Genomic DNA, 21,550 nt, shown 5'->3' on the forward strand with positions numbered 1-21,550 from the left:
GAGGAAATGATAATGACCAAAAAACTGATTGCAGTTTGTGCATGCCCGATGGGGCTGGCTCACACCTTTATGGCGGCCCAGGCGCTGGAAGAGGCGGCGGTTGAGGCTGGATACGAAGTGAAAATTGAAACCCAGGGAGCGGACGGTATCCAAAATCGTTTGACGCCGCAGGACATCGCGGAGGCGACGTTAATCATCCATTCTGTCGCCGTCACCCCGGAAGATAACGAGCGTTTTGAAACGCGCGATGTGTACGAAATTACGTTACAGGATGCGATAAAAAACGCGGCTGGCATCATTAAAGAGATCGAAGAGATGGTTGCCGCAGAACAACAATAATTGTCTACAGGGAAACACGTATGGCCATTAAAAAACGCAGTGCAACCGTTGTGCCTGGCGCATCTGGTGCGGCAGCGGCAATAAAAAATCCCCAGGCCACCCGCAATAGCTTTTGGGGCGAACTCCCGCAGCATGTGATGTCGGGCATTTCGCGTATGGTACCGACGTTAATCATGGGCGGGGTCATCCTCGCCTTCTCGCAGCTGATCGCTTATAGCTGGCTCGATATTCCTGCTGACACCGGCATTATGGATGCGCTGAATAGCGGAAAATTCACCGGTTTTGATCTCTCACTACTGAAGTTTGCCTGGCTGTCGCAATCCTTTGGCGGCGTGCTGTTTGGTTTTGCGATTCCGATGTTTGCCGCGTTCGTCGCTAACTCTATTGGCGGCAAACTGGCGTTTCCGGCCGGGTTTATCGGTGGGCTGATGTCTACCCAGCCAACCCAGATACTGAACTTTGACCCGGCCACCCTGCAATGGGCGACCAGCGCTCCCGTACCGTCGACCTTTATTGGTGCGCTGATTATCTCGATTGTCGCCGGGTATCTGGTGAAGTGGATGAACCAAAAAATCCAGCTCCCCGATTTCCTGCTGGCGTTCAAAACCACTTTTTTACTGCCCATTCTTTCCGCCATTTTCGTCATGCTGGCGATGTATTACGTGATAACCCCGTTTGGCGGCTGGATCAACGGCGGCATTCGAACCCTGCTGACGGCAGCGGGAGAAAAAGGCACGCTGATGTATGCCATGGGGATCGCTGCGGCAACGGCGATTGATCTTGGTGGCCCTATTAATAAGGCCGCTGGATTTGTTGCCTTCAGCTTTACCACCGACCATGTTCTGCCGGTGACGGCGCGCTCTATTGCGATTGTCATCCCGCCGATTGGCCTCGGTCTGGCAACGCTCATTGACCGTCGCTTAACCGGTCAGCGCCTGTTCAGCGCCCAGCTTTACCCGCAGGGAAAAACGGCGATGTTTCTTGCGTTTATGGGCATCAGTGAAGGGGCAATCCCGTTTGCGCTGGAAAGTCCCATTACGGCAATTCCTTCCTACATGGTTGGCGCCATTGTGGGATCGACAGCTGCCGTCTGGCTGGGTGCGGTGCAGTGGTTTCCTGAGTCGGCGATATGGGCATGGCCGCTGGTCACCAACCTTGGTGTTTATATGGCGGGGATCTTGTTAGGTGCGGTGATTACGTCACTGATGGTGGTGTTCCTTCGCCACAGGATGTATCGCAAAGGCAAACTGCTGATTGAAAGCCTCTGAGAATAAGGATTGTTACCATGAGCTTACTTGCCTCACTGCGGGAATGGCTAACGGCGCAGCGCCTTGATGCGATGCTGCTTTCATCGCGGCAGAACAAACAGCCGCATCTGGGGATCTCCAGCAGCTCCGGGTTTGTGTTTATTAGCCAGAACAGCGCGCATATCCTGGTCGATTCCCGTTACTACACGGATGTCGCAACGCGCACGCGTGGCTACCAGATCCATCTACTCGATGGGACGCAGACGCTGTATTCGCGGGTGAATCGCATCATTGATGACGAAAAGCTGTCCACGGTGGGGTTCGAAGGCGAACAGGTGAGCTGGGACACGGTGAACACGTGGTCAGGCAAGCTGCGTGCCCGACTGGTGAGCGCCGTACCGGATGTGCTCCGACAGGTAAAAATGGCGCAGGAAATTACCTGTATCCGCGAAGCCTGCCGGATTGCCGATCTCAGCGCTGAACACATTCGTCGTTTTATTCAGCCGGGGCTCAGTGAGCGAGACATTGCCGCCGAGCTGGAGTGGTTTATGCGCACGCTTGGCGCAGAAAAAGCGTCTTTTGACACCATTGTCGCCAGCGGCTGGCGCGGCGCGCTGCCGCACGGAAAAGCCAGCGACAAGCGTGTTGAGGCGGGCGAGTTCATCACGCTGGATTTTGGTGCGCAGTATCGGGGCTATTGTTCGGATATGACGCGAACGTTTCGCATCGCCGATGCAAACCAGCCAGCGGGAGAAAGTGCCCTGTTTTCTGTTTATCAGACTGTCCTGGCGGCGCAGCGTGCGGCGGTGGCGGCAATTCGCCCCGGCCGTCTTTGTCACGAGGTAGACGCTGCCGCGCGTCGGATAATCACCGACGCTGGTTATGGCGATAACTTTGGTCACAATACCGGACACGCGATTGGCATTGAAGTCCATGAAAATCCACGATTCTCACCAACCGATATGACCGAACTGAAGGTAGGTATGTTGCTGACCGTCGAACCGGGGATATATCTGCCGGGGCAGGGAGGAGTGCGTATTGAGGACGTGGTGCTCGTCACGCCAGACGGTGGTGAAGTGCTCTACAGCATGCCGAAAACATTGCTACACACGGGAGAGGCGTAATGGATTTATCGCTACTGAAGTCCCTGAGCGAGGCGGATGCGATCGCCGCTTCAGAACACGAGGTTCGCCAGATCTTACTGGAAGAGGCGGATCGTTTGCATAAAGAGGTGCGCTTCGATGGTCTGGGATCGGTGCTGATCCGCCTGAATGAGTCGAACGGTCCAAAGGTGATGATCTGCGCCCATATGGATGAGGTGGGATTTATCGTGCGCAGCATTTCCAGCGAAGGAGCGATCGATGTGTTGCCGGTGGGCAATGTTCGCATGGCGGCCCGACAGTTGCAGCCGGTACGCATTACCACGCGGGAAGAGAGCAAAATTCCCGGACTGCTTGACGGTGAGCGCAGCGGAAGTGACGTTAGCGCGTTGCGGGTAGATATTGGCGCACGTTCTTATGACGAGGTGATTCAGGCCGGTGTTCGTCCGGGCGATCGCGTCACCTTCGACACGACTTTTCAGGTCCTGCCACACCAGCGGGTGATGGGCAAAGCTTTTGACGACCGGCTCGGGTGCTATTTACTAATAGCCCTTCTGCGCGAATGGCATCGTGCGGAACTGCCTTGCGAGGTCTGGCTGGTGGCCAGTTCCAGCGAAGAGGTCGGGCTGCGCGGAGGGCAAACGGCAGCACGCGCGGTCGCACCGGATGTAGCGATTGTGCTGGATACAGCCTGCTGGGCAAAAAACTTTGACTATGGTGCAGCGAACCACCGACAGCTCGGTAAAGGCCCGATGCTGGTGCTGAGTGATAAGTCACTTATTGCGCCGCCAAAATTGACGGCATGGATCGAAAGCATTGCCGCTGAGGTGGGTATACCGCTACAGCTCGATATGTTTAGTAACGGCGGCACCGACGGCGGGGCGGTACATCTCAGCGGTACGGGCATCCCGACGGTGGTGTTAGGCCCCGCCACCCGCTACGGGCACTGCGCGGCATCGATTGCTGATTGTTGCGACATCAGCCAGACACAACAGCTGCTGTCGGCTCTCATTTCACATCTTACGTGCGAAACCGTGGCTCATCTGACGGATTTCAGGTGCTGATTTCGCGCTAACCAGGAGTTGTTATGCTTACGATTCAATTTCTTTGCCCGCTGCCTAATGGCCTGCATGCACGGCCTGCGTGGGAGCTGAAAGAACAGTGCAGCCAGTGGCAAAGTGAGGTGGTGTTTATCAATCATCGCCAGAACTCGCGGGCTGATGCGAAAAGCTCGCTGGCGCTGATCGGCACCGGAACGCTGTTTAATGACAGCTGCAGTTTAATTATTACTGGTCGTGATGAAGAACAGGCCCGACGTGCTCTGGAAGCGTATATCCAGCACCGGTTTATTGATAGTGATAGCGTTCAGCCCACGCCTGCAGAGCTGGCGGCGCATCCGCTGCCGCGCTCGCTGATCCGTCTCAACCCGGATTTGCTGTATGGCAACGTGCTGGCAGGCGGCGTGGGATCAGGTCAGCTCACGCTTTGGCAGAGTGATAATCTGGAAAGCTATCGCGTTATTGCGGCAAGCGCGGAAGATAACACCCGGCTGGAACACAGCCTGGCAACGCTGGCTGAACAGCTTAACCAGCAGCTGCGTGAACGCGATGGTGAGAGTAAAACTATCCTGAGTGCACACTTGTCGCTGATTCAGGACGATGAGTTTGCGGGCAACATTCGCCGCTTAATGCTCGAGCAGCATCTGGGATTAGGTGCGGCGATTATCGCCAATATGGAACAAGTGTGTGAAAAACTGTCGGCTTCCGGTAGCGATTACCTGCGTGAGCGCGTTAGCGATATCCGTGATATCAGCGAGCAGTTGCTGCACATCACCTGGCCTGAAAGGCAAACGCGTAATGCGTTGGTGTTGGAAAAGCCGACCATTCTGGTTGCCGAAGACCTTACCCCTAGCCAGTTTTTGAGCCTCAATTTGCAGCATTTGTCCGGGATGATGCTCGAGAAAACCGGGCGCACTTCGCATACCTTGATCCTGGCCCGCGCATCGGCGATCCCGGTGCTAAGCGGCTTGCCGCTGGACGCCATCAGTCGCTATGCCGGACAGCAGGCGGTGTTGGACGCCCGCAGCGGCGTGCTGGCGATTAGTCCAGATGACGCCGTGCGCGGATATTACAGCATTGCGCAAAAGCTGGCCGACGAATGCCAGCAGCGACAGGCGCTCGATGCCGCGCAGCCCGCTCTCACCAGAGATAGTCAGAGAATTGACGTTGCGGCAAACATTGGCACCGCGCTGGAAGCCCCCGGTGCGTTTGCCAACGGCGCGGAAGGGATTGGTCTGTTCCGTACCGAAATGCTGTTTATGGACCGGGACAGCGCTCCCGACGAGCAAGAGCAGTTTGAAGCCTACCAGCAGGTGCTGCTGGCCGCTGGTGACAAACCGGTTATCTTTCGCACCATGGATATTGGTGGTGATAAAAATATCCCTTACCTCAATATTCCGCAGGAGGAGAATCCGTTCCTCGGCTATCGCGCGGTGCGTATTTATCCTGAATTTGCCGGGCTGTTTTGTACGCAACTACGCGCCATTTTGCGCGCAGCAACCTTCGGTAACGCACAGCTGATGATCCCGATGGTACATAGCCTTGACCAAATTTTGTGGGTGAAAAGCGAACTGCAGAAGGCGATAGCTGAACTGAAGGCGGACGGTTTACGCCATGCCTCAGCTATCCCACTGGGGATTATGGTTGAAGTGCCGTCGGTGTGTTACATCATCGACCACTTCTGCGACGAGGTGGATTTCTTCAGCATCGGTTCAAACGACATGACCCAGTACCTGTACGCGGTCGATCGCAATAACCCACGCGTTTCGCCGCTGTATAACCCGATTACACCGTCGTTCTTGCGTATGCTGCAGCAGATTGCTCGGGTGGCGCACGATCGCGGTAAATGGGTGGGTATCTGCGGTGAACTGGGCGGAGAGAGTCGTTACCTGCCGCTACTGTTAGGTTTAGGACTCGACGAGTTAAGCATGAGCAGCCCACGCATTCCGGGATTGAAAAGCCAGCTTCGTCAACTGGATAGCCAGGCGTGTCGGGAACTCGCGTTACAAGCCTGTGAGTGTCGCAGCGCGCAGGAAATAGAAGCACTGTTGAACCAGTTTACACCGCCTAAAGATGTCCGTCCGTTGCTGGCGCTGGAGAATATCTTCGTTGGTGAGCCGCTTGCCAACAAAGAGCAGGCGATCCAGTTTCTGTGCGGCAATCTCGGCGTGAATGGGCGAACGGAGTATCCGTTTGAGCTGGAAGAGGATGTCTGGCAGCGAGAGGAAATCGTCACCACCGCCGTCGGTTTTGGCGTGGCCATCCCGCACACTAAATCTCAGTGGGTCCGCCACTCCAGCATCAGCATTGCCCGGCTTGCCGGACCGGTTGACTGGCAGTCAGAAATGGGCGAGGTTGAACTGGTCATTATGCTGACGCTGGGTGCCGATGAAGGCATTAACCATGTGAAGGTCTTCTCGCAGCTTGCGCGAAAGCTTGTGAACAAGCCATTCCGCCAGTCGTTATTTGCTGCACAAGACGCCGAAAGTATTCTGGCGCTGCTGGAGGCGGAATTGACGTTTTGAGCCTGAGTGACAGGTCGGATAATGACGTATACGCGTCTTATCCGGTCTGGCTGTTCTGACTGGCAATACTCTCTAAAATTATCTGTATTATCTGTTGTTCAAAATATTCTGCGTGCAGGTATCTTTTGTCTCGATATCTTTTATCCGTATCCAGATAGGGTTGATGCAAAGAGCATTCTGGTGGCGTGCACGAGATAAGCGTATTAATGACGTCAATGGGTTCAGGATATTCAAAAAAAAGCGGTCCGTGGCGATAGTTATGCTTAATTTGCCATTCCGCCAGGTCGTCCAGGAAACACTCTGCGGCTGGCTTTATCATCAAACTGGCTTTTTCTCTGCCCAACACAATAAAAGCCAGGTTGTATAACCCATGCGCGTATGGCCAGAACAGTTTATGGAGTTTAGTAAGCCCCGATTCCCTTAGCGCTGAGACGCTTTTACAGTATAAATCGAGCTGTGCGCCTGCTTCTGTAACATCCTCATCAAGAAGCGCCATCAGATAGCGGAGGGTAAACACATCAGCAGGTGTTTGCTTCGTCGCCAGTACTTTTTGCGCTCTTTTTCTGGCATCAGCTTCAAAGTCGGTACGTTTGTACCATAACGCCATAATTAAATTAGTTATGGCCAGCGTAACAGGGTGGCCGTTATCACTCATACCTAATTTTTCAGGTAATAGCAGTGGTACTCGATCAAACAAACCTGCGGCAAGAATATCCAGGGTTGTCCATATATTAATAGAGTGGTCGCAACCTGAATCCACACCCAATGTCACATGTTTAATCATGGCAGACTGAAGCAGAGATGAGTGTAGCATTTCCATATTATTCGAGTGTATTGCAGTTTTATAGCCTAATAAATCCGGAGTACGTTTCATGCGTAATATAAAAAGCCATGAACTTACCTTTTTTTGAAGTGAGTAATCCTGGTGAGATTGCTCGTGAATATCCAGGCATTCAGCTAAATAATCATCCGTGCTTATCCATACCAGGGCATTTTTCTCTGCTTCTTTTTTGTATTCGCGTTGATATGTACGTTGATATTTTTCGCTCAGCTTTGCCATGACATTACCTGTAAAAAATAGAGTAACGACCAATATACTACAAATAAGGGAAAGTCATCATTTGGCAACGGGATCTACTTAAAGCGAACGCTGTACTCTCCCGGCGTCAGGCCAAACTGGCGGCGGAAAAGACGACAAAAATAGTCACTGTCCTGATATCCGCATCGCTGTGCCACTTCGCTTATTGGCAAATGGTATTTTTGTAAGATAATGCGCGCTTTCGCCATTCTGACCCAGCGGACATACTCAACGAAGCCCATCGTACCGTGCTGGGTAAACAGTTTTGATAAATGGTTTGGGGTGATGTTGAAAAACTGCGCCACGTTTTCCCGCGTCAGCTGTTGGGCATAGTTGTCCTGTACCCAATTACACATGCTGTGATAGAGAAATTCAGATCGCGGGCGCTGCGTGTCAGGACGGGTATTGACCACGCTGCGGCAAAGATGCAGCAGGCTGAGCACCAGAGGCTGAATGATACTCTGGGCTTGAGGAGAGCGGCTCAAGTGGGTCAATGCCGTTAGCATCGCTTCGCCTTCACCACGCTGCGGATGCGGCAATTCAATACGACGAGTGGGATGTAAAAGCGATGCAGTTCGATTGTCGTAAAACGACAGGCCCAGCCAGGACGGCGAGAATACCAGACTCAACAGCATAACCGGTTTGTCGCTACCGGGAAGATTGGCCGCTCTCGCCGGGATAAACAGCATCTCGCCTTCTGGCAAACAGTGCTGCTTTTTTTCCAGTTGATTGCTGTACTCCCCGCGCAGCACGATATCGAGGCGTGGGAGGTCAATACACAAACTGCCGGTCGGTAAATTGGCAGGCTGAGTGGCAAACCACACGCGACCCAGGCGCTGCGGGTTTAACACCAGGCCGCTGAACAGATCGGCAAAAAACTGTTGGTCTGCGGGCAAGCCTGGCTCTTTCATCACTCTTTCTCTGTGGAATAAGCGCTATAAATGCATTAACTGCCTGAACTCTTTCACTTTACTCCGACTGACCGGGATTTCAAATTCCAGGTCTTTTAAGCGCAGAATGTAGGTGTTATTGAACCACGGTTCGATCTCGCGGATTTTATTCAGATTCACGCAGAATGAGCGGTGGCAGCGGAAGAAATGTGAGGCCGGCAGTTTGCTGCAAAATTCGCTGATGTTCATTGGCATGACGTACGATTCCCGTCGCGTGTAGACGAACGTCATCTTTTCATGCGCTTCAGCGTAGTAGATGTCGTTGATTGGGGTCACGATGATCCGCTCATCTTTGATCAGGTTAATGGTGTCATTTTCACGTGTGACGGGGGCTGCGAGCGGAGTTCCCGTCTGCTGCTGCTGCCAGGCAGCTTCCAGCTTTTGCAGCATACCGACAATCCGCGACTCCTGGTACGGCTTCAGAATGTAGTCAAACGCCTCGAGCTCAAATGCTTCAACGGCGTGTTCTTTCCATGCGGTAATAAACACAATAAAGGGTTTATGCGCGAACTGGCTGATGTTTTGTGCCAGTAATACGCCGTCCAGCGAGGGAATATTAATATCCAGAAAAATGGCGTCGACGCGGTTGTGCTGCAAAAATTTCAGCACGTCCAGACCGTCGTCGAAGGTGCCGACAATGTCCATCTGGCTGTGTTCTTTTATCAGCCAGCTCAGTTCCTGTTGGGCCAGGAATTCATCTTCAACAATGATGACTTTCACAACTTCACTCCTGGTTAAAGCAACAATGTGGCCGGTGCGGCTGCGGGCGAGTGCTGATTGGGCACATAGAACGCAATTTCGGTGCCTGGCTCCAGGCGGCGGATATGCAGCCCTTCTCCATAGAGCAGCTTCACGCGGTGATGCACGTTCAACAGGCCGATTTTATTGCCCGGCATTTCGTTGGATTCGACCCGCTCGATGACTTGCGGATCGATCCCATGGCCGGTATCCCTGACGGCGATGCGTACCCGGTTGCCGCACTCTGCGACGCTGATCGTAACCACGCCTTTCCCTTTACACGGCTGAATACCGTGGACGATGGCGTTCTCTACCAGCGGCTGAATCAGCAGGCTGGGAATATAGCAGCTTACCTCTTCATCAATATCATAAATAACCGTCAGTTTATCGCCAAAACGGGCCTGTTCTATGGCGATGTAATCCTTGATTTGATACAGCTCTTTCTTGATGTCGATCTGTTCATCGTCTTTCAATTCAATATTATAGCGAAGGTAACGCGACAAATTAAAAATGAGCTGGCGTGCGGTATCCGGGTTAAGTCGCACCGACGACGAAATCGCGTTCAGGGCGTTAAACAGGAAATGGGGATTTATTTTACTTTGCAGCGCGCGCAGCTCTGCCTTATTTGCCATTTCACGTAGCTGTTCTGCACGAGAAACCTCCAGCTGAGTAGAGATAATTTGCGACAGGCCGATAGCCATTTCCTGTAGCGAGGAGGTGATCTGGTGGGCGTGGCAGTAGTAAATCTTCAGCGTGCCGGTCACGATGCCTTTCTCCCAGAGCGGGATCACCAGCATGGAGTGGATTTCCGGTGTGCGATGCGCCTCATCATTGTTTTTTATGATGATTTTTCCGTAATTGATCGCCTGCTGCGTGGTCGGACTGACGAAGTCATCGTTATCGCGGTAATTCAGTTCCCCCACGCCGACATAGGCCAGAACGTGCTGGGTATTCGTGATGGCAACCGCGTCTGCATGAATATCATGGCGAATAATTTCGCACACCTGACGTAACGACTCGCTGTTGACCTGGCGAAAGAGCGGCAGAGTTTTATTGGCAATATCCAGCGCCAGCTTGGCTTGCCTGGCGGCGCTGGCTTCTTTTTCACCTTCAACGCTTTGAACCAGCATCACTATAAAGCCAATACAAACGCTACCGAGAATCATCGGGATGCCGATTTTCGAGACAATATCCAGCCCCAGTTCGGTGGTGGGAGCCCAGGCGACAACCAGGATCATGGTCAGGGATTCGCACAGCATTCCACCTAAAATACCGGCACGCCAGTGCTGCGCTTTGGGGATCTTACGGTTGATCCACCCGGCAATGCAGCCTGCCAGAATGCTGGTAATAAAGCAGGGGAGGGCAGTTACGCCGCCGATGTCTATCAGGTAGCGGTGGGTGCCTGCGATGACGCCGGTAATGATGCCGACCCACGGGCCGAACAGGATCCCACCCGACATCACCGCAATAATACGCACGTTAACCAGAGAACCTTCGACCGGTACCCCGGACCAGGTGCTGAAAAGAGCAAACATGGAGAAAATCGCGGTAACGGCGAGCAGCTCTTTCGGTGAGTGGGCTGACTTGTGCAACAGTTCGCGAAACAAGCGGATACGAATCAGGAAAAACAGGCAGAACAGCATCAGCGCTGCCCGATCAAAGACCGCCAGCAGCATATTGAATATTTCGTGCACAGGTGACTCTTGCGAATGAAGTAAACCTCTATGATAGGTAACCTGAGCGAGGATGACCAGCCTGCCCATAGCGTCTACTTAATGAGGAAAAACCATAATATTAAAAGGGGATTGTAAAGAAAAAGTGAGTTTGCACGACATGTCCAGGATTGATTGATTTTCAACGTAAAGTTCATGGGCTGAAAATGTTAATGATTGGTAATTTTTGCAGTTGCCGAAAAATATTTATTTCCTTGTTTATTTTTATTGTTCCTCTTTTAAAGCAGGAAAAAATATTTTTCGTTACCTCTCGACAGACGGAATTTATTCAGGCTATTTTCTAAACATGCCACCATCGTGGCAGCGTCGCTCGGACGGTCCGGGCGCTAACGTGAATCTGAGGATACTATGGCTGACTCCCGCCCTGAACGTCGCTTTACGCGTATTGATCGCCTTCCCCCTTACGTTTTTAACATCACCGCTGAACTGAAGATGGCTGCGCGTCGGCGCGGCGAAGATATTATCGATTTCAGCATGGGGAACCCGGATGGAGCCACGCCTCCCCACATTGTCGAAAAACTGTGTACCGTGGCGCAGCGCCCGGATACCCACGGTTATTCAACCTCTCGCGGTATTCCGCGTCTGCGTCGGGCGATTTCCCGCTGGTACCAGGAACGCTATGACGTCGAGATCGATCCCGAATCCGAAGCCATTGTGACCATCGGCTCTAAAGAGGGGCTTGCGCACCTGATGCTGGCTACGCTTGATCACGGTGACACGGTCCTCGTGCCCAATCCAAGCTATCCGATCCACATTTACGGTGCCGTCATCGCCGGGGCGCAGGTGCGTTCTGTGCCGCTGGTGGAAGGGGTCGACTTCTTTAACGAACTGGAGCGGGCGATCCGTGAAAGCTACCCGAAACCGAAGATGATGATCTTAGGTTTCCCGTCCAACCCGACCGCGCAGTGCGTCGAGCTGGAGTTCTTCGAAAAAGTGGTCGCCCTGGCTAAACGCTACGACGTGCTGGTGGTTCACGACCTGGCCTATGCCGACATTGTCTACGATGGCTGGAAAGCACCGTCGATCATGCAGGTGCCCGGCGCCCGCGATGTAGCGGTCGAATTCTTCACGCTGTCGAAAAGCTATAACATGGCGGGATGGCGTATTGGCTTTATGGTGGGTAACAAAACGCTGGTTAACGCGCTGGCACGTATTAAAAGCTATCACGATTACGGTACTTTCACGCCGTTGCAGGTTGCGGCCATTGCCGCGCTGGAAGGCGATCAGCAGTGCGTGCGGGATATCGCAGAACAGTATAAGCGTCGTCGCGATGTGCTGGTCAAAGGGCTGCACGAAGCGGGCTGGATGGTAGAAATGCCGAAGGCGTCGATGTATGTCTGGGCAAAAATTCCCGAGCAGTATGCCGCAATGGGCTCGCTTGAATTTGCTAAAAAAATGCTGAATGACGCGAAAGTATGCGTGTCGCCGGGCGTTGGTTTTGGTGATTATGGCGATACCCACGTGCGCTTTGCGTTGATTGAGAACCGTGACCGTATCCGCCAGGCGATCAGGGGGATTAAAGCGATGTTCCGTGCAGATGGCCTGCTGCCCACCAGCATGAAATCAGCCTCTGAAAGCGCCGACTCACCGAACGCTTAACCCATAAAAGCAAACAGGAGCCTGAGGGCTCCTGTTTTTTGCTGTGGCTTTTCTTCTAGATCATCAGGGCAAACGTACCGGCCCAAACGATGACCATAAATGAAATGCCCATAAAGAAATATTTCACTTTTCATCTCTCCGCGTACTTTGAGTACGCCTAAATGAACATATGCTTACCTGACAGAGAGCTGATGCAAGCGTGAACGAGATAGAGAATATCCCTCGTTTGCTTGGCGGCATCACCTCAGAATTCTGAGCGTTAATGCTCCAGACGGCGCTAATGTACGCCTAAAAATGAGGTGAGACAAGAGGCATTTTTTTATTTAATTTTAATAACTTACAAGTGTCGTGATTCGGCGACAGTTTAATTTCTGTCGGTAATAAATTGCTATTGAGCGACGTAATGGTTACTCAGAGAATTCTCATATCGCCATGAGATTAATACGGTTAATTTTTCCCGGAATTTGATAATGAAAAGGTTAAAAATGACCAGGTTAATGATGTTAGCGCTCGTTCTTACTCCACTGACGTCGATGGCGGCTTCGCCGCTGGCGTTTAATTTCAGCTGCGCAAGTATTGGTGGTGTGAATAGTGATGGTAAAGGTAATGTCTGGATTAATGGCACAAAAGCGACCATTAAGGCTTTCAATGAAAATTACTGGGAAGCTAAAAGCGGTAAAAATACCGTATCCATTTCCCGCAATGGTGACGGGAATCCGGATGTATCCTGGGCTGGGCCGGATCGAAAGCACGGGATTTGCCTGCCTGAAGATGAGAAGAGCTATGCTCCGGTGACAAAATCGGTGAATGCTGGTCCGTCTTTCTCCTGTGCGGCGGTCGACAAGGGAAGCATGGAAGAGATGATTTGTCAGAGTCCGTCACTTTCCGCAATGGATTTGAAACTGAATGGCATTTACAAGCAGGCGTTGGTTAAATCAAATAATGACTCGATGCTGAAAGCGGAGCAGCGCGGCTGGATAAAAGGTCGCAACGAGTGCTGGAAAGAGCAGGATAAGCCCGCCTGTCTTTCCCGGGAATACAGCCAACGGATGAGCGAACTACAGAGTAAATGGGGCGTTAAGTAATTTGGTTGCAGAAAAAAAGAAAGGCCATTAGGCCTTTCTTTTTAGATATATAACGAGGCTTCACCCATCGGGCGGGTTTTGAAACGACGGTGGATCCAGAGATACTGCTCGGGTGCGCGCATGATCTCTTTCTCAATAATTTTGTTCATATAAGCCGCAGCCAGGCCCTCATCTGCCGGGTAACCTTCCATCTCCGGCGTGATAAACAGACGGTAGCCGGAATTGTCCTTTTTTCTCACCATTGTGACGGTCAACATCGCAGCACCTGATAGACGTGACAGCACGTAGGTACCATTGGTTGTCGCGACGTCTTTGACGGCGAAAAAAGGGGCAAATGAACTGCCTTTACGACCGTAGTCCTGATCGGGCGCAAACCATACGGCTTCTCCTTTTTTTAGGGCGCCGACGATGCCGCGCAGGTTATTTCTGCCGATCATGGCTTTGTTTGAGCGCATCCGTCCACGGGTTTGGATCCACTCCATTAACTTATTGTTATGCGGGCGATAGGTCGCCATCATTGGCTGGCAAAGCCCCATAACACGGCCCCCCAGTTCCAGTGACATAAAATGTACACCGACGACCATCACGCCACGCTTTTGCGACTGCACACGCTTCAGGTTGTCCAGACCTTCAACATCAAACCACTTACGCACCCGGCGGTCAGGCCAGAACCAGGCCATGCCGGTTTCAAGCAGCGCCATGCCGAGTGAATGAAAGTTTTCTTCGATCAGCTTGTCTCGTTCTTCTTGTGACAGATTCGGGAAGCACAGTTCGAGGTTTTTACGGGCGATAGATTCACGACGTTTTAAAAATGGGCGTGCAAGCGTTCCGGTACGCGTACCCAGAAAGCACAATACAGGGTAGGGGAGTTGCACCAATAACCAGAGCACACCGACACCAAACCATGTGAGCCAGTAGCGCGGATGCAAAAACGCGCGTGAAAATTTACATTGGGGGAACATAAGCACCTGTTGTTGATACGAATAGGATGTATCGCGAAGATTCTGTGTCTACAACGTTACACTCTGATACTGATCGTTAGGCCACCATGAAAGACAATGGTTCCTGTAAAGAGTGTAAAACTTAGTCAGGATAAAACCACGGGGGGACATGAATGATCGGACGCATAATGTACCACCTGGAGATTAATGTCAGCCAGAGATAAATACTCAAGAAGCGTAAATGTTTTTGGCCGGTAAGAAAAAATGAAATGAGAGATAATCTGTTGTTTTTATGATGGTTAAATACCCGTCAGCGGACAATGACGAATTTATTGTAACAAAAATGTTGCTTGGATTGTTTGTGTATCGGAATTGTCTTAGACTATAAATTCAAGGAGTGTAAGGACTTACGTGAAGTTTTATAGCAAACAGGAGGTACCGCTATGCTCTATTTCTGGACCTTTCTCGTATTGAGCATTTTGTGCGTTAGTTGCTATATCTGGCAGGTTTTGGGCGCGTTGGCATCCATCAGCTCTTTAATCGGTATGGTTATCCTGGCGGCATTAATTTACTACGTTACCATGTGGTTGACCCATGGTGACGAAATGGTCACGGGAATATTTCTTTTTCTGGCCCCGATCTGTGGGCTGATCATCCGCTTTATGGTCGGTGACGGTAAGCATTAAATCGACGTGCCATTATCGATAATAACAATGAGTGCTACGTGTTTTTTTGTATTAAATGTGAACATCCTGAAGTGCCAGCACCGCTGGCACTTTCTTGTCGACCTAAAACAGATTACCGGGCTTCAGCAAGCTGTAATGCGGCTTCCTCTTGCTGGGCATCTTTTCGCTGTTGTTCCAACTCCAGCGCGCCGCGGTGAGACAAGTAGCAGAACACGATACAGCAGACGATCCCACCCATCAGCAGATAAAAACCCCCGTGCCAGCCCATTTTGTCGACCATCACGCCAAACAGGCTGGTTCCCAGCGATGCGCCAAAAATGTAGCTCATAAATCCGCGTAACCCTACGGCTGAACCGACGGCAAAGCTGGGGACGATTTCCATGGTCTGTACAGATGCCAGGAACTGAGGAACGTAAATCAGGCAGCCGACAATGGCAGCGAATATGGTCACCATCAGCAGGGATTCACTTTTCCAGTAGCCGATCAGGCAGACGAAGATTAGCGCCATACAAATCATCGCCAGTGGCATTCTGCGCCCCTTAAACAGTTTGTCGGTGAGCCAGCCTGCGAGTAGTGTGGAAGGAATGGCCGCCCATTCGAAAAACAGAAAAGCCACGCTCATTTCTTCTTTCGAGAAGTGTTTTTCGGTTAACAGATAAATAGGCAACCAGCTGATCATGCCAAAGCGCACCATATAGACAAACACGTCCACCAGGGATACATACCAGGCGTTTTTATTACGCAGCACGTAGGTGCAAAAGATCTGGAAGGCACTCATATTTTCCGGTGCTTGGGTGACATGTCGGGCGTTGAGCACGACTTTTTCTTCCGGCATCATCTCTTCCAGCGGCGGTAAACCTTCTTTTCGCGGCGAACCTTTACCCAGCATTAGAACAACAAAGGCAAACAGCACAGCGATGCAGGCGGGGACAATATAACTGGCGCTTTGCCAGTGTTCGCTACCCAGAATGGCAAAAGCCGTGCCCACAATCGGTGCGACAATACCGCCGCCAACGTTGTGCGAGATATTCCAGAATGCACCAACGCGCCCACGCTCTTTACGCGGGAACCAGTTGGCAATGGTTATAAACGAGGGGCCGACACCCATCCCCTGGAATAAACCGTTGAACACCACCAGTGTGGCAAAAATCCAGAATCCGGTGCTGAAACCTAAACCGACGTTCACAATGGCGCACAGGATCAAGCCGCAAGCCATAAAGACTTTAGGGCTGGCCTTATCAGCCAGGCTGCTCATAATGCCTTTACTGATCCCGTAGGCAATTAGCATGCAGCTGCTGAGCAAACCAATCTGGGTTGCACTGAGATCCAGGTGTTCTTTCAGGTACGGCGTAGAGAGGGTGAAGTTATTACGTACAATATAGTACGCGAGATAACCGAGAAATACGCTAAGGAGCGCCTGCATACGGTACCGACCATATGTCGCCTGGACTTGCTCCGGCGGAATTTTATTTGCCGAGGGGCCTGTCTTAAATATTGATAGCATATCATCACCTAAATTTTTATTGATGTGAATATCAGGAGTTTTCGTCAGGCAGGGTGAAATAGACGGTGATGAAATTCAACTCGATGAAATGTGTCAGTATTGACTCAATTTACGCGACGGGTGGCTAATTTTGACTCTTTTAAATTAACAGGAATGTGTGGTTGTTATTTTTATCAGGGTTTTCTAGTCGGTGTGTGCGGGTATTAACAATTTCAATCGGCATTTTAAGGTATTCTTTAGCCATGTTTTTGCATTCAGCCTGGTTATTTTGATAACCACCTTATCCTTCCCTTCAGTGGTGGTAAACGGGTAAGTTTTGTCTCAATATTATTTTTAGAGCATGTTGGTATTTATGAACAGGATCACAAACAGGCTTTTTGACCGGGGGCGGACTTTTATCCTTTCGCTCTGTTTTACGTTGCTGTCGGCGGCAAGCCTGGCGCAGGGCAAAGAGTTAGTCATGGCAACAACGTTTTCTCCAGGTGCGACGGCATGGATTATCCAGCAATGGCAAACTGAGTCTGGCTCGGTGATGATTCGTACGCTAAATCGCACCAGCGCTTCTCTGGAACAACTGCTCGATACGGCGAACGCGGATAACGTCGATCTGATTTTGACCTCATCCCCCATGCTGTTGCAGCATTTGCAGGAGCATCAGAAGCTGGCACCGTTTGACAATGCGCTGTCGGAGAGCCAGCGTCTGGTTCCTGAATCCATCCGTTCTACGTCCGTGGCGGTGGCGATATCGGGCTTTGGTCTGCTGATTAACCGTTCTGCGCTGGCGGCGCGGCATTTACCTGCCCCAACAGACTGGGGGGATTTAACGCACCCAAAATATCAGGGGGCGCTATTGATGAGTAGCCCGTCGCGTTCCGATACTAACCATCTGATGGTGGAATCGCTGCTACAGCAAAAAGGGTGGGAACAAGGATGGGCGACGCTGCTGGCAAGTGCCGGTAATCTGGTGACGATTTCCTCGCGCAGTTTTGGCGTCGCCGACAAAATAAAGAGCGGACTGGGCGTCGCCGGGCCGGTGATTGATAACTACGCCAATTTGCTGCTCAACGACCCGCATCTGGCGTTTAACTATTTTCCACAGTCTGCGGTGTCACCAACCTATGTGGCGGTGTTGAAGAACAGCCAACATGCCGGGGACGCTCGTCGTTTTATCCGCTATTTGTTGAGTCCTCAAGGGCAGCGGATCCTTGCCGATGCGAATACGGGGAAATACCCGGTCACGCTGTTGCCTGCCGATAACCCGCGCGCCGCTCAGCAGGCCATCCTGATGAATCAGTCGCCGTTAAATTATCGCTTGATCCTCAAGCGCCAGCAGCTGGTGCAGCGGATGTTTGATACCGCCATCAGTTTTCGTCTTGCGCAGTTGAAGGATGCCTGGCGGGCGCTGTATAGCGCTGAAGCACGGCTGAAACGTCCTCTTCCTGAAATCAGAGCGTTATTGACCCGCGTCCCGATAGACGCCAGGAGCAGCGAAGATGAGGCCTGGCTTGCGCAATTCGATAATAAAAGCGTTGCCGAGCAGCAGATGATGGAGTGGCAGCTGTGGTTTCTCAACAATCAGCGCGAGGCTATCTCGAAACTGGAAGAATTAAAATGAAAGGGGGGGCGCTACTGCAACGTCTTCGCCAGCTCAGCATCAGCAGCAGCCTGCGGGGGGCCTTCCTGACGGGCGCGCTGCTAACGCTAAGCGTGAGCTGTGTGAGCTTGTACTCCTGGCATGAGCAGGGCTCGCAGATCCGCTATTCGCTGGATGACTACTTCCCGCGCGTTCATTCCGCTTTTCTGATTGAAGGAAATCTTAACCTGGTGGTGGATCAGCTCAACGAGTTCCTGCTCGCACCCAACACCACGGTAAGGCTGCAACTGCGTAACCAGATAATCCAACATCTGGATAAAATTGAGGCGCTGAGTCGGGGATTACAACCCGCGGAACAGCGGCAGCTGGCAGTCATTTTGCAGGACAGCCGCACTCTGATGACGGAGCTGGACAGAGTGCTCTACAACATGTTCCTGGTGCGTGAAAAAGTGAGTGAACTGTCCGCGCGCATCGACTGGCTGCATGATGATTTTACGACCGAGCTGAATTCGCTGGTGCAGGATTTTACCTGGCAGCAGGGAACATTGTTGGATCAAATCGAGGCCAAAAATGGCGATGCGGCACAATACCTGAAACGCGCCCGGGAAGTGCAAAACGAACAGCAGCAGGTTTACACGCTGGCGAGAATTGAGAATCAAATCGTCGATGATCTGCGCGACAGGCTGAACGAACTGAAGTCGGGCAGCGATGACGGCATGCTGGTGGAAACCCACATTCGCTATCTGGCGAATTTGAAAACAACGGCGGATGAAAATATCCGTACCCTCGATGACTGGCCCAGTACTATCACCTTACGGCAAACTATCGACGAGCTGCTGGAAATCGGCATGATGAAAAATAAAATGCCCGATACGATGCGCGATTACGTGGCCGCACAAAAGGCTCTCGTTGATGCTAATCATGCCAGAGAAGCGACGCTCGGGCGCTTTCGTACTTTGCTCGAGGCGCAACTGGGCAGCAGTCATCAGCAAATGCAGATGTTTAATCAGCGTCTGGAACAGATTGTTCGCGTCAGCGGCGGGCTGATTCTACTGGCGACAATGCTGGCGCTGCTTCTTGCCTGGGCACTCAACCACTACTTTATCCGCTCACGGCTGGTGAAGCGTTTTACCGCGCTCAACCAGGCCGTGGTACAGATTGGTCTCGGCAGAACCGATGCGACGATCCCGGTGTATGGTCGTGATGAGTTAGGGCGAATTGCGGGCTTGCTGCGCCATACGCTGGGGCAGCTCAATACGCAAAAAAATCAGCTTGAGCAGGAAGTGGCTGAGCGTAAGGAGATTGAGTCCGATCTCCGTGCCACGCAGGATGAGCTGATTCAGACGGCGAAACTGGCGGTGGTCGGTCAGACCATGACCACCCTGGCGCATGAAATAAACCAGCCGCTGAACGCGCTGTCGATGTACTTGTTTACGGCGGGAAGGGCCATTGAACAGGGGCAGTCGGCGCAGGCGAGAAGCACCTTAACCAAAGCGGAAGGGCTGATCACCCGCATTGACGCCATCATTCGCTCGCTGCGCCAGTTTGCGCGCCGGGCCGAGCCGGGTGCGCCGTTGCATCCGGTTGATTTGCGACAAACCTTTAGTGCAGCCTGGGAGCTGTTGGCGATGCGTCATAAGCCACAGCAGGGCAGGCTGACGCTCCCGCCAGAGGCAGTATGGGTTCTCGGTGATGAGGTGAGAATTCAGCAGGTGCTGGTTAATGTACTGGCTAACGCGCTCGACGCCTGTCCGGCTACGGCTGAGATTGAGGTGTGCTGGCGAGCTCAGGGCAGAACCCTGTGCGTATTGGTCAGCGACAATGGCCCCGGCTGGCCGCCAGCGCTGTTACCGTCGCTATTAAAGCCGTTCACTACCAGCAAAGATGTTGGCCTTGGTATTGGTTTGTCGATTTGTGTATCGCTGATGACGCAGATGAACGGCGAGCTACGCCTGGCGTCAACGCTGGGGCGCAATGCCTGCGTAGTCCTGCAATTCAACCTGACGGATGTAAATGATGTTGAGTGATGAATGTTCTGTTCTGCTGATTGATGACGATGCCGATGTACTCGATGCTTACACTTTGTTGCTGGAGCAGGCGGGGTATCGCGTCCAGGCCTGTAACAATCCTTTTGACGCCAGAAACCTGATGCCGGCCGACTGGCCAGGGATCGTATTAAGCGATGTGTGCATGCCGGGTTGCTCAGGGATCGATCTGATGACCCTGTTTCATCAGGATGATAATCAGCTGCCAATTTTGCTGATCACTGGGCACGGCGATGTACCTATGGCGGTGGATGCAGTGAAGAAAGGCGCATGGGATTTTCTGCAAAAGCCGGTCGACCCCGGCAAATTGTTAGCACAGGTCGAAGATGCTTTGCGCCAGAGGCAGTCCGTGATTGCGCGCCGCCAATACTGCCAGCAGAAGTTACAAGTTGAACTGGTCGGCTACAGTGACTGGGCAAAGCAATTCCGCCAGCGGTTACAGCAGTTGGCTGAAACGGATATTGCTGTCTGGTTTTATGGTGAACCCGGAACAGGGCGCATGACGGGTGCGCGGTATCTGCATCAACTCGGGCGCAGCGCTAACGGGCCGTTTATACGAGCAGACCTGACATGCGAAAATGCGGTTCAGCTCAATGCGCTTATTGCTCAGGCGCAGGGAGGAATGCTGGTATTGAGCCATATTGAGTGTCTGACGCGCGAGCAGCAGCACCATTTGGTACAGTTACAAAGTCAGGAGCGGCGTCCTTTTCGTTTAATTGGGATCGGGGAGACGTCATTGGTGGAGCTGGCGGCAACCAACCAGATTGTGGCGGAACTCTATTATTGCTTCGCCATGACGCAAATCGCTTGCCAGCCGTTGTCTCTGCGTCCGGACGACATCGAGCCTTTATTCCATCACTATCTGCACAAAGCCTGTCTGCGGTTAAACCATCCTGTACCCGAGGTCGACGGAGAGTTGCTGAAAGGCATGCGCCGTCGCGTATGGTTGAGCAATGTGCGGGAACTGGCGAATGCCGCAGAGCTTTTTGCCGTCGGGTTACTCCCACTGACCGAAACCGCCAACCCGCAAATGCATATGCCTGAGCCGACCCCGCTAGACCGTCGAGTAGAAGAGTATGAGCGGCAGATTATTACTGAAGCGCTGAATATCCATCAGGGGAGGATTAATGAGGTGGCAGAGTATCTGCAAATCCCGCGTAAGAAGCTGTATCTGAGGATGAGAAAATACGGGCTAAGTAAAGAACACTATAAGTTTTAAAGAATTTGGTCTGCGAGTATTTTATGCAACGCCTGCAGTATTTCGGCGATCGTTTGGCGCTCACCGAAATACTCGAAATATAGCCAGATACCCATCTGGCTATATTGCT

18 protein-coding genes are annotated in these 21,550 nt (G+C 52.1%); 11 read left to right on the forward strand and 7 right to left on the reverse strand.

Features of this window, described 5'->3' with window-relative positions; translation table 11 throughout:
- Positions 1-12 precede the first annotated feature (12 nt).
- The 5 genes from JQ822_RS12350 to ptsP are packed head-to-tail and all read left to right on the forward strand — an operon-like array spanning position 13 to position 6,269.
- Positions 13-339: a PTS fructose transporter subunit IIB gene (locus JQ822_RS12350; RefSeq protein ID WP_213133701.1), complete on the forward strand. Its 327-nt coding sequence runs from the start codon at positions 13-15 to the stop codon at positions 337-339.
- A gap of 20 nt (positions 340-359) precedes the next feature.
- Entirely contained in the window at positions 360-1,607 is a 1,248-nt protein-coding gene (locus tag JQ822_RS12355) for a PTS fructose transporter subunit IIC (protein WP_213133702.1), read from the forward strand.
- A gap of 17 nt (positions 1,608-1,624) precedes the next feature.
- The gene (gene ypdF / locus JQ822_RS12360) at positions 1,625-2,710 is read left to right on the forward strand and encodes an aminopeptidase (protein WP_213133703.1); all 1,086 of its coding nucleotides are present in this window, start codon (positions 1,625-1,627) and stop codon (positions 2,708-2,710) included.
- A complete protein-coding gene (gene ypdE, locus JQ822_RS12365; protein ID WP_213133704.1) occupies positions 2,710-3,750 on the forward strand; it encodes an aminopeptidase in 1,041 nt (346 codons plus the stop codon). The genes ypdF and ypdE overlap by 1 nt, the downstream gene beginning before the upstream one ends.
- A 23-nt stretch (positions 3,751-3,773) precedes the next feature.
- Positions 3,774-6,269, forward strand: coding sequence for a phosphoenolpyruvate--protein phosphotransferase (gene ptsP, locus JQ822_RS12370; protein ID WP_213133705.1), 2,496 nt, complete (start codon positions 3,774-3,776; stop codon positions 6,267-6,269).
- Between the two features lie 37 nt (positions 6,270-6,306).
- Here ptsP and JQ822_RS12375 read toward each other — a convergent pair whose 3' ends face one another.
- The 4 genes from JQ822_RS12375 to JQ822_RS12390 form a co-directional block, all read right to left on the reverse strand.
- Positions 6,307-7,329 carry a hypothetical protein gene (locus JQ822_RS12375; protein ID WP_213133706.1) on the reverse strand — a complete coding sequence of 341 codons (1,023 nt, stop codon included), beginning with the start codon at positions 7,327-7,329 and terminating at the stop codon, positions 6,307-6,309.
- 74 nt (positions 7,330-7,403) lie between these two features.
- Complete coding sequence (locus JQ822_RS12380) at positions 7,404-8,258, reverse strand: AraC family transcriptional regulator (RefSeq protein WP_213133707.1); 855 nt, start codon at positions 8,256-8,258, stop codon at positions 7,404-7,406.
- 24 nt (positions 8,259-8,282) lie between these two features.
- Complete coding sequence (gene ypdB, locus JQ822_RS12385; protein WP_213133708.1) at positions 8,283-9,017, reverse strand: two-component system response regulator YpdB; 735 nt, start codon at positions 9,015-9,017, stop codon at positions 8,283-8,285.
- A 14-nt stretch (positions 9,018-9,031) separates the two neighbouring features.
- Positions 9,032-10,729 (reverse strand): LytS/YhcK type 5TM receptor domain-containing protein, encoded by a 1,698-nt coding sequence (locus JQ822_RS12390; protein ID WP_213133709.1) that lies wholly within the window; start codon positions 10,727-10,729, stop codon positions 9,032-9,034.
- A 387-nt stretch (positions 10,730-11,116) separates the two neighbouring features.
- On the opposite strand from JQ822_RS12390, the gene alaC reads away from it, so the two are divergent.
- Entirely contained in the window at positions 11,117-12,367 is a 1,251-nt protein-coding gene (gene alaC / locus JQ822_RS12395; RefSeq protein ID WP_213133710.1) for an alanine transaminase, read from the forward strand.
- A 55-nt stretch (positions 12,368-12,422) separates the two neighbouring features.
- Here alaC and ypdK read toward each other — a convergent pair whose 3' ends face one another.
- Positions 12,423-12,494: a membrane protein YpdK gene (ypdK, locus tag JQ822_RS12400; RefSeq protein WP_010723117.1), complete on the reverse strand. Its 72-nt coding sequence runs from the start codon at positions 12,492-12,494 to the stop codon at positions 12,423-12,425.
- Positions 12,495-12,837: 343 nt separating this feature from the next.
- On the opposite strand from ypdK, the gene JQ822_RS12405 reads away from it, so the two are divergent.
- Positions 12,838-13,452 carry a lysozyme inhibitor LprI family protein gene (locus tag JQ822_RS12405; RefSeq protein ID WP_213133711.1) on the forward strand — a complete coding sequence of 205 codons (615 nt, stop codon included), beginning with the start codon at positions 12,838-12,840 and terminating at the stop codon, positions 13,450-13,452.
- 41 nt (positions 13,453-13,493) lie between these two features.
- On the opposite strand, the gene lpxP is transcribed toward JQ822_RS12405, so the two are convergent.
- On the reverse strand, positions 13,494-14,414 hold the full coding sequence (gene lpxP / locus JQ822_RS12410; protein WP_213133712.1) for a kdo(2)-lipid IV(A) palmitoleoyltransferase: 921 nt from the start codon (positions 14,412-14,414) through the stop codon (positions 13,494-13,496).
- A gap of 422 nt (positions 14,415-14,836) precedes the next feature.
- Between lpxP and JQ822_RS12415 the strand changes: the two genes are divergently transcribed.
- Entirely contained in the window at positions 14,837-15,079 is a 243-nt protein-coding gene (locus tag JQ822_RS12415) for a YfdY family protein (RefSeq protein ID WP_213133713.1), read from the forward strand.
- Positions 15,080-15,191: 112 nt separating this feature from the next.
- Here JQ822_RS12415 and pgtP read toward each other — a convergent pair whose 3' ends face one another.
- Positions 15,192-16,583, reverse strand: coding sequence for a phosphoglycerate transporter PgtP (gene pgtP / locus JQ822_RS12420; RefSeq protein WP_213133714.1), 1,392 nt, complete (start codon positions 16,581-16,583; stop codon positions 15,192-15,194).
- A 460-nt stretch (positions 16,584-17,043) separates the two neighbouring features.
- Here pgtP and pgtC point away from each other — a divergent pair, with 460 nt between their 5' ends.
- Genes pgtC through pgtA form a run of 3 tightly spaced genes read left to right on the forward strand, consistent with a single transcriptional unit; the run spans position 17,044 to position 21,441 of the window.
- Entirely contained in the window at positions 17,044-18,198 is a 1,155-nt protein-coding gene (pgtC, locus tag JQ822_RS12425) for a phosphoglycerate transport regulator PgtC (protein WP_213133715.1), read from the forward strand.
- Entirely contained in the window at positions 18,195-20,204 is a 2,010-nt protein-coding gene (pgtB, locus tag JQ822_RS12430) for a two-component system sensor histidine kinase PgtB (RefSeq protein ID WP_213133716.1), read from the forward strand. The genes pgtC and pgtB overlap by 4 nt, the downstream gene beginning before the upstream one ends.
- Positions 20,194-21,441, forward strand: coding sequence for a two-component system response regulator PgtA (gene pgtA, locus JQ822_RS12435; protein ID WP_213134075.1), 1,248 nt, complete (start codon positions 20,194-20,196; stop codon positions 21,439-21,441). Before pgtB ends, pgtA begins: the two co-directional genes overlap by 11 nt.
- The last annotated feature ends 109 nt before the right edge of the window (positions 21,442-21,550 follow it).

This window comes from Citrobacter sp. FP75, from assembly GCF_018342065.1.
GTDB lineage: Bacteria > Pseudomonadota > Gammaproteobacteria > Enterobacterales > Enterobacteriaceae > Citrobacter.